The organism is Actinomadura sp. 9N407 (assembly GCF_044326315.1).
In the GTDB taxonomy this organism is placed as follows: Bacteria; Actinomycetota; Actinomycetes; order Streptosporangiales; family Streptosporangiaceae; genus Spirillospora.
This window is the reverse complement of record NZ_JBIRAW010000028.1, coordinates 43,712-57,563: the sequence shown is the minus strand read 5'-3', so window position 1 is coordinate 57,563 and position 13,852 is coordinate 43,712. Positions and strand designations below refer to the sequence as shown.

General features: G+C 72.9%; 13 protein-coding genes. 3 read left to right on the top strand and 10 right to left on the bottom strand.

Annotation, left to right across the window (positions count from 1 at the left end; genetic code table 11):
- Positions 1–123 precede the first annotated feature (123 nt).
- From ACH34Q_RS34085 to ACH34Q_RS34055, 7 genes are all read right to left on the bottom strand, one after another.
- The gene (locus tag ACH34Q_RS34085; protein ID WP_395987254.1) at positions 124–738 is read right to left on the bottom strand and encodes a GTP-binding protein; all 615 of its coding nucleotides are present in this window, start codon (positions 736–738) and stop codon (positions 124–126) included.
- A complete protein-coding gene (locus ACH34Q_RS34080) occupies positions 719–1,147 on the bottom strand; it encodes a DUF742 domain-containing protein (RefSeq protein WP_395987253.1) in 429 nt (142 codons plus the stop codon). Before ACH34Q_RS34080 ends, ACH34Q_RS34085 begins: the two co-directional genes overlap by 20 nt.
- A 1-nt stretch (position 1,148) precedes the next feature.
- Positions 1,149–1,592 carry a roadblock/LC7 domain-containing protein gene (locus tag ACH34Q_RS34075; RefSeq protein ID WP_395987252.1) on the bottom strand — a complete coding sequence of 148 codons (444 nt, stop codon included), beginning with the start codon at positions 1,590–1,592 and terminating at the stop codon, positions 1,149–1,151.
- Positions 1,589–4,345 carry a nitrate- and nitrite sensing domain-containing protein gene (locus tag ACH34Q_RS34070; protein ID WP_395987251.1) on the bottom strand — a complete coding sequence of 919 codons (2,757 nt, stop codon included), beginning with the start codon at positions 4,343–4,345 and terminating at the stop codon, positions 1,589–1,591. Before ACH34Q_RS34070 ends, ACH34Q_RS34075 begins: the two co-directional genes overlap by 4 nt.
- Before the next feature lie 106 nt (positions 4,346–4,451).
- Positions 4,452–5,054 (bottom strand): GTP-binding protein, encoded by a 603-nt coding sequence (locus ACH34Q_RS34065; RefSeq protein WP_395987250.1) that lies wholly within the window; start codon positions 5,052–5,054, stop codon positions 4,452–4,454.
- A gap of 6 nt (positions 5,055–5,060) precedes the next feature.
- Positions 5,061–5,477 (bottom strand): roadblock/LC7 domain-containing protein, encoded by a 417-nt coding sequence (locus ACH34Q_RS34060; RefSeq protein ID WP_395987335.1) that lies wholly within the window; start codon positions 5,475–5,477, stop codon positions 5,061–5,063.
- On the bottom strand, positions 5,477–7,861 hold the full coding sequence (locus ACH34Q_RS34055) for a nitrate- and nitrite sensing domain-containing protein (RefSeq protein WP_395987249.1): 2,385 nt from the start codon (positions 7,859–7,861) through the stop codon (positions 5,477–5,479). The genes ACH34Q_RS34060 and ACH34Q_RS34055 overlap by 1 nt, the downstream gene beginning before the upstream one ends.
- Positions 7,862–8,108: 247 nt before the next feature.
- Here ACH34Q_RS34055 and ACH34Q_RS34050 point away from each other — a divergent pair, with 247 nt between their 5' ends.
- On the top strand, positions 8,109–8,951 hold the full coding sequence (locus ACH34Q_RS34050) for a sirohydrochlorin chelatase (protein ID WP_395987248.1): 843 nt from the start codon (positions 8,109–8,111) through the stop codon (positions 8,949–8,951).
- Positions 8,952–8,998: 47 nt separating this feature from the next.
- Here the strand turns inward: ACH34Q_RS34050 and ACH34Q_RS34045 are convergent, their stop codons facing one another.
- The 3 genes from ACH34Q_RS34045 to ACH34Q_RS34035 form a co-directional block, all read right to left on the bottom strand.
- Positions 8,999–9,733, bottom strand: a complete 735-nt coding sequence (locus tag ACH34Q_RS34045; protein ID WP_395987247.1) for a tyrosine-protein phosphatase — start codon at positions 9,731–9,733, stop codon at positions 8,999–9,001.
- A gap of 71 nt (positions 9,734–9,804) precedes the next feature.
- On the bottom strand, positions 9,805–10,608 hold the full coding sequence (locus ACH34Q_RS34040) for an enoyl-CoA hydratase/isomerase family protein (RefSeq protein ID WP_395987246.1): 804 nt from the start codon (positions 10,606–10,608) through the stop codon (positions 9,805–9,807).
- 12 nt (positions 10,609–10,620) lie between these two features.
- Entirely contained in the window at positions 10,621–11,523 is a 903-nt protein-coding gene (locus tag ACH34Q_RS34035) for an SDR family oxidoreductase (RefSeq protein WP_395987245.1), read from the bottom strand.
- 268 nt (positions 11,524–11,791) lie between these two features.
- Here ACH34Q_RS34035 and ACH34Q_RS34030 point away from each other — a divergent pair, with 268 nt between their 5' ends.
- The gene (locus tag ACH34Q_RS34030; protein WP_395987244.1) at positions 11,792–12,856 is read left to right on the top strand and encodes a dihydrodipicolinate reductase; all 1,065 of its coding nucleotides are present in this window, start codon (positions 11,792–11,794) and stop codon (positions 12,854–12,856) included.
- A 9-nt stretch (positions 12,857–12,865) separates the two neighbouring features.
- On the top strand, positions 12,866–13,795 hold the full coding sequence (locus ACH34Q_RS34025) for a glutathione S-transferase family protein (RefSeq protein WP_395987243.1): 930 nt from the start codon (positions 12,866–12,868) through the stop codon (positions 13,793–13,795).
- Positions 13,796–13,852 lie beyond the last annotated feature (57 nt).

The window sequence follows — 13,852 nt, the reverse complement described above, 5'->3', positions numbered from 1 at the left end:
ACTTTCCTCATTCTCAGGACAAAGTCGGGCGCGGAAAGACCCTGCCGAACGCGAACGCCCCCCACCGGTCGTCCGGTGGGGGGCGTTCAGGCGCGGGGTGAGGGGATGGGGTAGGGGGCCGGGTCAGTAGGTGAGGGCTCCGGGGTCGCGGCGGTTGCTCATCGAGCGCATGATGTGCTCGACCAGCGCGATGAGGACCTGCTTGGCCGACTCGCGCTCCCGGACGTCACAGGAGATCACCGGTACGTCGGCCGACAGGTCGAGGGCGTCCCTGACCTGGTCGGCCGAGTGCACGCCCGCACCGTCGAACCGGTTGACGCCGATGATGAACGGGACACCGCGGCGTTCGAAGTAGTCCACCGAGGCGAAGCAGTCGGCCAGCCTGCGGGTGTCGACCAGGACGACCGCGCCGAGGGCGCCCTTGGCCAGCTCGTCCCACATGAACCAGAACCGGTCCTGGCCGGGGGTACCGAACACGAACAGCACCAGGCCGTTCGGCAGCGTGATGCGGCCGAAGTCCATGGCCACCGTCGTGGTCGTCTTGCCGGCCACGGCGGTCGTGTCGTCGACCCCGATGCTCTTCTCGGTGAGCGCCTCCTCGGTGCGCAGCGGCCGGATCTCGCTGACCGCGCTCACCAGGGTGGACTTGCCGACGCCGAAGCCCCCGGCAACGAGGATCTTGACGGTCAGCGCGGATTCACCGGCCGGCGCGGCCGGGTCAGAGCGCACGGATTCCATCGATCACTTCCTTGAGTACGCGCTCGCTCGGGAACTGCGCGACCGGCGCCGGGCGCCGGACGCTGACGAGCGAATGATCGAGCAGATCGCCGAGCAGCACCCGGACGACGCCGAGGGCGAGTTCCAGTTCCGACGCTATCTCGACGACCGACAGCGGCGTGCGGCAAAGCTCCAAGATCGTTTCATGTTCCGGCTCCGGGGCCCAGCCGCCGGTCCCGTGCCCGAGCCCGCCCTGGCCCTCCCCGCCGTCCGGCCGGGGCTCCTCGGCGATGATCAGGGCGACCAGGTCGAGCACGTCGGAGTCGTACTGGGTCCGCCCGCCGGTGAGGGCGTACGGGCGCACCACGGGACCGGCCGCGTCGTCGAACCACGCCGCCCCGCCCGTGCCGTTCTGCCGTATCCGCGACACCTCAGGAACCACCCGACTCGACCACCGGGACCCGCGGGTTGGCCGACAGGTGCTGGCCCACCCGGGTGACGAGCATCGCCATCTCGTAGGCGATCACCCCGAGGTCGGCGTCGGCGTCGGCCAGCACCGCGAGGCAGGCGCCCCTTCCGGCCGCCGTCACGAACAGGAACGCCGACTCCATCTCCACGATGGTCTGCCGGACGGCGCCGCCGCCGAACGACTCGCCGGCGCCCCGCGCCAGGCTCTGGAAGCTCGCGGCCACCGCCGACAGGTGGTCCGACTCCTCCCTGGCCAGGCCCCGGGACGCGGCGATGCGCAGCCCATCGCTGGACAGCACGGCGGCGTTCTGTACCTGGGCCACCCGCTGCACCATGCTGTCGAGCAACCAGTTCAGATCGCCGCCCGTTCCTGTGGCGTCTCCGGCTGCCTGCTGAGCTTCGGTCATGCGGTGTCGTCCTCCTCGGCTGTGGACTTCCCGGCGTCGGCCTGCGCGGCCTCCGCCTGTCCTGATTCCATCCGGCCGCGCTCCCAGCCACGTTGCATCGAGGACATGAGGGAGCGCAGTTCTTCGGGTCTGCGCGGGCTCGGCTCCGGCCCCGCCGCGTCGGGCGCGGCGGTCTCGGGCGCGGCCGGATCGGGCGCGGCCGGATCGGAGGCGACCGTGCCGGGCGCGGCCGGCTCCGGTGGCGGTCCCGGATCCACAGCGCCCTGGGCGTGCCCGGGCGGGTTCAGGTCCGCCGGGTCCCAGCCTCTGGGGTTCGTGACCGTGGGGGCGGCGTGCGGGCCTGTGGCGCCGGGTACGGGGCGCCCCTCGGCGGCCAGGTCGGCGTCCACGCGTTCGCGGAGCTGCGGCGCCAGATGCGTCTGCCGCCTGCGCTTCGGAAGCCCGGCGTCGGACAGCGGCGGATCCGCCTCCGCCTGCGAACCGCTCTCAGCCTCGGGCTCCGGCTCCCGTACGGGCTCCGGCTCTCGTACGGGCTGAGCGGCCTGTGGTGGCGCCGGCTCGGGTGGGGGCTCCGGGGCGTCGGTACGCCGGTGCGCGCCGCCGCGCGGTTCCCTCCGTTCCGGCTCGCCGGGTACGGCGTCGTTCCGGCGCGGGAGGCCGGGCAGCCCCGGATCGGACGGCCGCTCAGGCTCGGGCTCGGCCACCAGCCGGACCGGCCCGGAACCGTTCCCCCGCGCCGCGACACCGGCGGGCTGGCCCACGGCGGCCATCGCCCCGGTGGAACGCCGGCCGACCTGGTCGGGCTCGGGCATGTCCACGATGAGCGAGCCGGGGATCAGCGCGATCGCCGTCGTACCGCCGTACGGGGACTGGCGCAGCGTGACCGTGATGCCGTGCCGGCGCGCGAGCCGCGCGACGACGAACAGGCCCAGCCGCGCGCTGTCGGCCGGGTCGAAGTCGGGCGGGTCGGCCAGCCGCTCGTTCGCCGACCGCAGCTCCTCGGCGGTCATCCCGAGCCCGCGATCCTCCACCTCGACGACGAAGCCGTTGGCCACGCCGTGGCCGCTGACCCGTACCGGTGCCTGCGGCGGCGAGTACGTGGTCGCGTTCTCCACGATCTCGGCCAGCAGGTGGATCGTGTCCGCGACCGCGATGCCCCGCAGCGCGAGCCGGGGCAGCGGCTGCACCCGGACCCGCGGATAGTCCTCGACCTCGGCCACCGCGCCGCGGACCACGTCGACCAGCGGCACCGGCCGGCGCCAGCCGCGGCCGGCCGACTTGCCCGCCAGGATGACCAGGCCCTCGGCGTGCCGGCGCATCCGGGTCGCCAGGTGGTCGAGCCGGAACAGGTCCGACAGCTCGGCCGGGTCCTCGGTACGGCGCTCCATGGTGTCCAGCAGGCTGAGCTGGCGGTGCAGCAGCGCCTGGTTGCGCCGGGCCAGGTTGACGAAGACCTCGCTGAGCCCGCCGCGGATCGCCATCTCGCGCGCGGCGCCGGTCAGCACCGCCTCGCGGGCGCGGACGAACGACTCCGAGATCTGCCGGATCTCGCGGATCCGGTACTCCCGGTCGGGGACGTCCACGAGGTCGTCGATCCGGTTCCCGTCGCGGACCTGCTCGGCCAGCGCGGGCAGCGCCCGCTGGGTGAAGTGGACGACGCCGTTGGCCAGCGTGCGGCACTCGTCCAGCAGCCGGCGCGACACCCGGACCGCGACCACGATCGAGACGATGATCGCCAGCAGGCCGAGCCCGCCGGCCAGCGCCAGCCGCCGCACCACGCCGAGCGCGATGCCCTCGGCGCGCGTCGTCAGGTCGTCCAGGGCCGTGTTCTCGAACTCGAAGAGCCGCCCGGTGACGGTGTCGATGCTCGCCCGCCAGTCGGCGGGGGTCACGTGGAGCGTCTTGGCCGTGCTCGCGGTCTCCCCCGCCGCCGGCCGCTCGCCCGGCTCGGCGCCCCGGATCAGCAGGTCCTCCAGCTTGCGCAGCCGGCCGTGCTCGGGCGTCGCGCCCAGCCGCGTCAGCTGGTCGCGCTGCGCGGTGCGCAGGCCGAAGGAGTTGTCGGAGTACAGGTGCCGCTGCGCGCCGACGAGCTGCGCGAACTGCGCGCGCTCGGCGGCCGTGAACCGGCCGCCCGGCGCGGCGCCGCTGAACAGCGCGTCCTCCCGGGACAGGAACTCCCGGGCCCGGCCCATGGTGATGAGCGTGCGCCCCTGGACCGCGATCTCCCCGTCCGCCGGGGCCACCGATGCGTAGATCGTGAACGCCGAGTCGATGAGCCCGGAGTACTCCTCCAGGACCCCGCCGCGGTCGGCGGCCTGGCCGTCCACGCTGCGGCGCACCAGCTCCAGCGAGCCGAGCCGGCTCACGAACGCGTCGATGCGCTCGCGCACCGGTGGGTCGATCGCCCCGCGCAGCCGCTTGTCCTTGCTGTGCCGCCGCACCACCGTGCGCGCCTCGTCGGTGTCCCGCCGCTGCGCGGTCAGCGCGGCGGTGCCGGCCGTACGGTCGCCGCCGAGCCGGCCCATCGACAGCCGGCGCTCCTTCTGCAGCGCCGCGATCAGCCGCTGGGTGGGCAGCAGCGACTTCTCCTGGAACTGGTTGCTCTGCTGCAGCTGCCGGGCGTCGCCGTACGTGATGTCGGTGGCGAAGCCCCACAGGGCGGCGAGAGAGATGAGCGGGACCAGGATCAGCAGGATGATCCTCGTCCGGATCGAGGAGAAGCGCCGGGACATCACCGTGGGTGAACCCTCCACCCGTCCGATGCGCTGGTTCGCCGGAGGCGCGACATGCGGGGAAAACCTCTCGATATAGGGGGTCGTGGACTGCCGGAGCCTACTACGCCGCCTCGTGGTCGCCCACTCAACCGGTCGGTGCGGGGGCCTCCGGCGGCGCGCCGGAGGCCGTTTCCTGCCAGCTCAGCACGTGCTCGACCAGGCGGATCAGGACCTCCTTGGCGGAGTCCCGCCGACGGACGTCGCACAGCACCACCGGCACGCCCGGATCGAGGTCGAGCGCCTTCGCGATGGCGTCCGCGTCGTGCCGCCGGGCACCGTCGAAACAGTTGACCGCGACGACGAAGGGCGTGCCGCGCTGCTCGAAGTAGTCGATGGACGGGAAGCACCCGGCGAGCCGCCGGGTGTCGGCCAGCACCACCGCGCCGAGCGCGCCGAACGCCAGCTCGTCCCACATGAACCAGAACCGGTCCTGCCCGGGCGTGCCGAACAGGTAGAGCACCAGCCGCTCGGTCAGCGTGATGCGGCCGAAGTCCATGGCCACGGTCGTGCTGACCTTGCGCTCCACCCCGGCGACGTCGTCCACGCCGATGCCGCGGTCGGTCAGCAACTCCTCGGTGTGCAGCGGACGGATCTCGCTGACCGCCCCGACCATCGTGGTCTTGCCGGCACCGAAGCCGCCCGCGACCAGGATCTTGGTGGTGACCAGCGGGCCGCCGGGCACGCTCATGCCCGGTCAGCTCCCGTCGAAGCCCGTACCGGCGAACCGGGGGCTGGCCTGCAGGTGCTGACCCACCCGCTTGACGAGGACCGCCATCTCGTACGCGATCAGGCCGGCGTCGGCGTCCGCCGTGGCCAGCACGGCCAGGCAGGTGCCGTTCCCGGCCGCGGTCACGAACAGCAGCATGGAGTCCATCTCGATGATGGTCTGCCGTACGTTGCCGCCGCCGAAGTGCCGGCCGGCACCGCGCGCCAGGCTCTGCACGCCGGCCGCCAGAGCGGACAGGTGCTCGGCGTCCTCGCGGCCCAGCTCCTGCGACGCGGCGACGGCGAGCCCGTCGCGCGAGAGGATCACGGCCTGCCGGACCGTCGGGACGCGCCCGGCGAAGTCGTTCAGCAGCCAGTTCAGTTCACCGGTCGCGGTGTTGTGCATCATCGGCCTTCCCCATCACCCTGATCCGGCGCTCGTCCGCGCCGCCATCCTTGCTGTATCGACGCCATCATCGAACGGGCCTCCTCGGGCGACCGGACGACGATGCCGCCCTGCCGCTGTCGCACCGCCGGTGCCGACGGTGTTCCGTTCCTCCCCTGCTGTTGGCGCAGCCGCGGCGCCAGGCCGGCCCTGCGCCGCCGCCGGGGCAGACCGTCGTACGTTCCGGCGGGTCCGCTCCGCTCGACGGCGTCACCGCCCGCACCCGAACCGGTCGCGGGAGTGATGACGTCATCGAACCAAGGATTGCCCGCCGGCACGACATTCGCAGCCGGAATACCACTTTCAGGAGCATGTTGGTCGTTCTTGGGCATCGTCCCACCCACCGGGACCGCCTCGTCCCGTCCGGGCTCTCCCGTCTCCTCCGCCTCCTCCGGCACTCGTTCCTCGGGTACGTCCGGCGCTTCCGGCTCGTCCGGCGCGGGGGCTTCGAGCGCGGGCTCGTCCAGCATCTCGGGTGGCAGCAGCACGATCGCGGTGGTGCCGCCGTACGGGGAGGGACGCAGCGAGACCGCGATGCCGTGCCGGGCCGCCAGCCGCGCGACCACCAGGAGCCCGAGCCGGTCGGTGTCGACCAGATCGGGCGGCGGCGGCCCGGCCAGCAGCTCGTTCAGCGCGGCCAGTTCCGCCGGGGCCACGCCGAGCCCGCGGTCCTCGACCTCGATCACGAATCCGGTGCCCACCCGGCCGGCCATCACGCGGACGGCGGTGTGGGGCGGCGAGTACGCGGCCGCGTTCTCCAGCAGCTCGGCGACCAGGTGGATCACGTCCGTCGCCACGGCGCCGGACAGCCGCTCCCCTGCCAGGGTCTGGACCTCCACCCGGGTCTGGTCCTCGATCTCCGTCACGGCGCCATGCAGCACGTCGACCACCGGTACCGGGTGGCGCGCGCCGCGCCCGCCGGCCGCGCCGGACAGCACGATCAGGCTCTCGGCGTGCCGCCGCATCCGGGTGGTCAGGAGGTCCACTCGCGCCAGCCGATCGCGTTCCGCCGGCGAGGCGCCGTCGGCCAGCTCGCCGAGCATGTCCAGCTGGCGGTGCAGCAGCGACTGGTTGCGGCGCGCCACGTTCAGGAAGATGCGGCGCACACCGGAGCGCAGGTCGGCCCGGCCGGCGGACGCCTCGATCGCCGACCGCTGCACCACACCGAACGCCTCGGCGACCTCCTGGATCTCGGTGGTGCCGCTGGCGGGCGGGCGGGTCGCCTCGGCGTCTGCGTCGATGGGCTCGCCGTCCGCCAGCCGTGCGAGCACGCGCGGCAGGCGCCGGTCGGCCAGGTCGCGTGCCGAGGTACGCAGGGCGACCACCTCGTGGACGAGCCCCCGGCCGTACCGCAGCGACGTCCCGAGGGAGAACAGCACGGCGAGCATGCCGAGTCCGCCGGCCAGGCCCAGCCGCAGCAGGAGCCCTCGCCCATGGGCGTCCTGCTCCTCGCCCAGCATCCGCGCGCCGCTCACGTGCGCCGAGTTCAGTGAGCTGAGGACGGGCTGAACGGTCGCGTCCCACCGGACGGCGTCGACCCTCGCCTCGCCGGGCTCGTCCCCGGCGGCGTCCTCCTCCAGGGTGCGCAGCTCGGCGAAGCCGGACGACTGGAGCAGGGGGCGGATCGCGCGGTCGTGGACGCCGGGGTCCATCCCCGCGCGCTGCTGGTCCCATAGCCGCCGCTGTACGCCGACCAGCTCGACGAACGCGCGGTGCTCGGCCCCGGTCAGCCGGCCGTCGCCGGCGGAGGCGCCCGCGATCAGCGCTCCCTCGCGCCCGACGACGTCCATCGCGCGCGCTCCCGCGATCAGCGCCAGGTCGGAGTGGTGCAGGGCCGGGTCGTCGGAGGGGACGAGCCGCTCGGCGTAGGCGTACATCGCGTCCACCGGGACGCTGTACGCGGTGATCGCGGCGAGCTGGTCCATGCCACGGGAGTCGACGGTGGCGCGGACGATCGGCAGCCGCTCCAGCTCTTTGAGCACCTGGTCGAGCTTGCGGATCTGGACCGGATCGTCGGCGCCGCCCAGGACGCCGGGCAGATCTGGAAGGCCGGGGATTCCGGTGGCGTCCAGCTCGTCCTGGGCACGATTCCGGAACGTTCCCGCAGCGGCGTCCGTACGGGCGCGGGCGGCGTCGACCTCCTGGCGCGGGGACGATTCAGGCCCGCGCAGGAACGCGGCGGTGGCGCGGCGCTCGGAGCCGAGGGCGAGGACCGCGCCCTGGACGGCGTCCCGCATCCGGTCGCCGGACTCCCCGGCCCGGTGGTGTTCCAGGGACCGGTCCATGGTGAGATTCGCGGCGTAGGCCCACAGCGCGGTCAGGGACAGCAGCGGAACCAGCAGCAACAGCGCGATCTTCGACCGGATCGATCGCGTTCGAGGAATCATGACACCTCGTGGCTGGTCGGGCGGCCCCCGGCGTGCGGATGCCGCCGATCATAGAGGGTGCGGGTTCGGCCCCCGCAAGTTCTCGACAAAACAGGACAAATGCCCTGGCCCGCCCGCTAAAGGCGATGCGTCGATCACGACTCGTTACAGGAACAAAGAGCCAGGGAATCACCGATGTGCCCGTTACGGCGTTACGATTCCCGCCGTGAGTCCCGAAAGCCAGGCATCCGAGGCACTTCCGTCACGGCGCCGCCGAACCCCCCGGGGCGGCCGGCACCGCGGCGACGAATCCTTCCTGCTGCCCCACGGCTCCCCCGTCCTCGTTCTCGCCGTTCCCGGTACCGTCCGGGACGCCGGCGGGGTCCCCGAGGAGCTCGCCAGGCTCATCGAGCTCGAGCACACCGGCCAGCCCACGCTGGTCGGTTACCTGGAGGGGGACGAGGGGAATCTGGGCGCGGTGCTCGCCGCGCTGGAGCAGCAGCGACCCGACGAACCAGGGGCGGTGGTCGTACCACTGGTCACCGGCCCCGATCCCGAGACCGAGGGGGCGATCGGCAAGTCGGTCGCCGACGCCCCGATCCGGGCGGTGGCGGCCGAGCCGCTGGGCCCGCACCCGCTGATCGCCGAGGCCCTGCACGACCGGCTGGCCGACGCCGGGCTGGCCCGCGCCGACCGGATCCGGATGATGACCATGGTGACCGCCGCCGGCGGCGTCATCGTCGTCACCCCGGGCGACGCGTTCGCGGTCCGGCAGGCGGAGGTGAGCAGCGTGCTGCTGGCCTCCCGGCTGGCCTCGCCGGTGTTCACCGCCCGGGTGGACGACCACGCCTCCGTCCAGGCGGCCGCCGCGCAGCTGCGCGGATCCGGCGTCGCCCGGCTGGCGGTGGCACCGCAGCTGATCGGCTTCGAACCCGGCGCACGGCAGATCGCCGCCGCGGCCGCGGCGGCGGGCGCGGAGCACTCCGCCCCGCTGGGAGCGCACAACGCGCTGGCCCGGCTGGCGTCCCTGCGCTACGTCGAAGCGCTTTCCAGCGCCCTGTCGGACTGACGGCGCCCCGCCGGGCCCGCGCAGGGCCCGGGCGGGGGCGCGGCGCGCTAGAGGGCGACCGGCTCGATCAGCGCCGCGCGCAGCCGGGCCAGGACGTCCGGGCCCGCGCCCAGGGAGTCCAGCAGGCCGGCCATGCCGCCGTGCCGCGCCCGCAGGTCGGCGATCAGCTCGCCCATCGTCGCGGCGTCGGCGGTCATCACGTCGCGCGGCACGTACGCGGCGGTCCGCCCGTACGCGGCGTTCCCGGCCAGCCGCGCCTCGATCCTGGCCAGGTTGCGCCCGGTCAGGGCGTAGTCGGCGATGACGTCCTCGTCGGCCACCCCGAGGACGCCGAGCACCACGGCGCTGACCATCCCGGTCCGGTCCTTGCCCGCGGCGCAGTGGAAGACCGCGGCGCCGGGCGCGGCGGCGATCGCGCGCACCGTGTCGGCCAGCGCCGTGCCGGAGCTCTCCATGATCCGCGCGTACCGCTGCGCCAGGCTCAGCGAGGTGTCGCCCATGACGACGCCGTTGTGGCGGTCGATGACGGGCGCCTCGATGATGTCGGCGATCCCGGCGAGCGGATGCGGGCCGCCGCCGTCGTGCGAGCGCTCGAAGTCCGAGCGCAGGTCGATGACCGTGCTGAGGCCGAGGTCGCGCAGCGCGGCCACGTCGGGCCCGGTCAGCTCGTGCAGCGCGTCGCTGCGGAACAGCCGCCGCCACCGGACCTGGCCGCCCTCGGCGATGTAGCCGCCGAGATCACGGAAGTTCACACAGCCGTCGAGGACGATCTCACGCCGCACGCTGGCCCCCTCTTTCTTCGACCGCGGCGCGCCGCCCGGGGGGACGGCACGCCGCAAGTCAACAGGACGGGTCAGCGATTCCTGAACTCGGGGGGACGCTTCTCCATCGTCGCGGCCATCCCCTCGACGAGGTCCTCGGTGAAGAACGCCATCGTCTGGACGCCGGTCTCCATCGCCAGCTGCTGCCGCAGGCCCGGTGCGTCCAGGGAGACGTTCAGCAGCTCCTTGGTACGCCGCAGCCCGTACGGCGACTTGGCGAGCAGCTCCCCGGCGAGCGCGAGCGCGCCCTCCAGGTCCTTGCCCTGCTCGGTGACCTCGGTGATGAGCCCGAGCTCGCGGACCTGCTCCAGGTCCAGCCGCTGCGCCCGGTAGAAGATCTCGGCCGCCTTGGCCGGTCCCACCAGCCGGGGCAGCAGCCACGACAGCCCGCAGTCGCCCGCCGACAGCCCGAGGTTGGTGAACGGGACCACGAACCGGGTCGTCGGGTCGGCGACCCGCAGATCGCAGGCCAGCGCCCAGGAGACGCCCATCCCGGCGACCGGGCCGTGCAGCGCCGCGATGACCGGCTGCGGGATCTCCCGCAGCCGGGCGGTCACCTCGCCGCCGCGCGCGATGCCCTGGTAGATCCGCTGGATCCGCCCCTGGCCCTCCGCGCCGCCGTCGCCGGCCGCGCCGCCCTGCAGGTCCATCCCCGAGCAGAACCCGCGCCCCTCGCCGGTGAGCACCACCACGTGCGTCGACGAGTCGCGCATCAGCTCGTTCAGGACGTCGAGCATCTCCTCGGTGAGCGCGTCGGTGACGGCGTTGAGCCGCTCCGGGCGGGTCAGGGTGATGGTGAGCACCCCGTCCAGCCGGTCGATCCGCAGGTCAGCCATCGAGAGCCTCCGTCACGAGCTCAGCTGCTGGATGAGCGGGCCCATCTGCTCCCCGACGTTGGCGGGCACGATCTGCGGCTCGGCCGCGTTGATCGCCGCCCAGTTGTCCCGGATGTCCTCGACCGACAGGGTCTCCTGCTGGCCGTACCCGGGGCCCTCGGCCACCAGGATCCGCGCCACCCGGCCGCCGCCGACCGTGTAGACCTCGCCGGACTCCTCGACGCTGTCGTGCACGAGGTAGGCCACCAGGGGGGTGACCTGCTCGACGCTCAGCTTCTCGGCGAAGTCGGCCGGCAGCAGGTCCTCGGTCATCCGGGTCCACGCGACCGGGGCGATCGCGTTGGCCTTGATGTTGTACTTCTTGCCCTCCTGGGCGAGGGTCTTGGTGAAGCCCACCAGGCCCATCTTGGCCGTGCTGTAGTTCGCCTGGCCGAAGTTGCCGAACAGGCCCGCCGGGGACGAGGTGTTGACGATCCGGCCGTAGCCCTGCTCGCGCAGGTGCGTCCAGGCGGCGTTGGCCACCAGGAAGGACCCGCGCAGGTGCACGGCGATGACCTGGTCGAAGTCCTGCGGCGCCATGTTCTTGAACGACTTGTCGCGCAGGATCCCGGCATTGTTGATCACGATGTCGACCTTGCCGAAGCTGTCCAGCGCGGTCTGGATGATCGCGGCGGCGCCCTCCGGGGTGGCGACGTTGTCGGGGTTGGCGACGGCCTCGCCGCCGTTCTTCGTGATCTCCTCGACCACGTCCTGGGCCGGTCCGGCCGAGGCCCCGCCGCCGGCGCGGTCGCCGCCGAGGTCGTTGACGACGACCTTGGCGCCACGGGCGGCCAGTTCCAGCGCGTGCTGCCGGCCGAGGCCGTGCCCGGCTCCGGTCACGACGGCGACGCGACCGTCGTAGCGCAGTTCCGACATCCTGTCTCCTAACATCGCAGCGGCTGCGGCCCGGGTGAGGCACCCGGGAGTCTTAGGTAATCACCCGAGGGTTACCCAGTGGTACCACCTAACCGAATCCCGCTCGGATTCGCCCCCCGAGCCCGCCCCCGCGGTCCCGATTCCTCCGCCAAAGGGCCGCTTCTCCGGAGAAACTTCAGCAAATAGGGCTTTCCGTGAACGATCGGCGTATGCTCCACCACCATCGAACGGCTTTCCCCGTCCCAGCGTTGAGCACGGAGGATCGTCCATGAGCACTCGCCCGTACCGCGTCGTGCAGTGGGCCACCGGGGCCCTCGGCCGCGCGGTCATCCGCGGGGTCCTGGAGCGCCCGGACCTCGAACTGGCCGGAGCGCTGGTGTACGACCCGGCCAAGGTCGGCATGGACGCCGGCACGCTGGCCGGCCGCCCCGCGACCGGGATCGGCGCGACCGCCGACCCGCAGGAGATCCTCGATCTGGACGCCGACTGCGTGGTGTACGCCCCCGGCCCCGACGGCGACCCGTTCAGCGGTATCGAGACCGTCTGCGCGCTGCTGGCGTCCGGCAAGAACGTGATCGCCACGCACGGCTACGTCTACCCCCGCGCGCACGGCCCGCACATGGTCGCCGAGCTGGAGGACGCCTGCAAGCGCGGCGGGACCTCCGTGCACGGCACCGGCGTCAGCCCCGGTTTCATGTCCGACCTCATGCCGCTGACGCTCACCCGGCTGACCCGAGGCATCAACCACGTGTACGTCCGGGAGTGCTCGGACTTCTCCGGCCATCCGTCCCGGCGGATGGTGCACCAGATGCTCGGGTTCGGCAAGAGCGAGGAGGCGTTCCTGCGGGCCATGCGCACGACGCGCGGCGCGATGCGGACGCTGGCCTCCGAGAGCCTGCACCTGGTGGCCGCCGGGCTCGGCCTGGAGCTGGACGAGATCGACACCGACATGGACCACCGGCTCGCCCCGGCCGACTTCACGATCGCCGCCGGACCCGTGGCGCGCGGCACCGTCGCCGCGTCCCGGTGGACGTTCAGCGCGATGGCCGGCGGCCGGCCGGTGATCACCATCGAGCAGATCCACAAGGCCGACGCCGCCCGGATCGCCGAGTGGGGCGCCCCCGGCTACTCGATCCGGGTGGACGGCCGCCCCTCGATCGCGCTGAGCACCGACGAGGACTGGGTCTCCAACGCCATCTCCGCCGCCGCGGCGCACGCCCTCAACGCCGTCCCGATCGTGTGCGCGGCCGAGCCGGGCATCCGCACGTTCCTGGACCTGCCGCCGATCTTCGGCCGGCTGTCCGCCCGGCACGCCCCCGGCGGCGCCGGGTAGATTCCGGATATGACCTCGGTCGAGAAGGAGATCGCCGGCGGGAGCTTCGTCCGGCAGCCCAACCGCTTCACCGCGAAGATCACCGCCGCCGGCACCGACCACCCGGCCGTGCCGGGCCGCTACCGGCTGCTGGTCTCCTACGCCTGCCCCTGGGCCCACCGGACGCTGATCGTCCGGAAGCTGCTGGGCCTGGAGGACGCCATCGGCGTCGGCGTGGTGGACCCGATCCGCGACGAGCGCGGCTGGCGCTTCCCCGAGCCCGACCCGGTGACCGGCGCGACGTTCCTCTCCGAGCTCTACAAGGCCACCGACCCCACGTTCGACGGCCGCTACACGGTCCCCTGCATCTGGGACACCGAGACCCGGCAACTGGTCACCAACGACTACCCGGCCATCACGATCACGATGGAAACCGAGTTCGCCCACGCCCCGGATGCCCCCGACCTGTACCCCGAACGCCTCCGCCCCGAGATCGACGCCCTGAACGAGCGGATCTACGAGACCGTCAACAACGGCGTCTACAAGGCCGGGTTCGCCACCGCCCAAGCCCCGTACGACGAGGCGGTGGAAGCCCTCTTCACCACACTGGACACCCTCGAAGAGCGCCTGGCGGCCAGCCGCTACCTCTTCGGCGACGACCTCACCGAGGCCGACATCCGCCTCTACCCCACGCTGGCGCGCTTCGACGCGGTCTACCACGGCCACTTCAAGTGCAATCTGAAGCGCCTGGTCGACTACCCCAACCTGTGGGGGTACGCGCGCGATCTCTACTCCCTGCCCGCGTTCCGCGAGACCACGGACTTCGACCACATCAAGCGGCACTACTACGTGACGCAGCGCATGATCAACCCGTCCGGCGTCGTCCCGCGCGGCCCGCTGCTCGACTGGGACGCCCCGCACGGCCGGGAGGCCGTCCGGATTGCCCCAACCGAGCGATAGCTACGAGACTGGCCGCGACCTGTCGTTATGCTGGCGGGTCGCATGGGGAGGTCACAC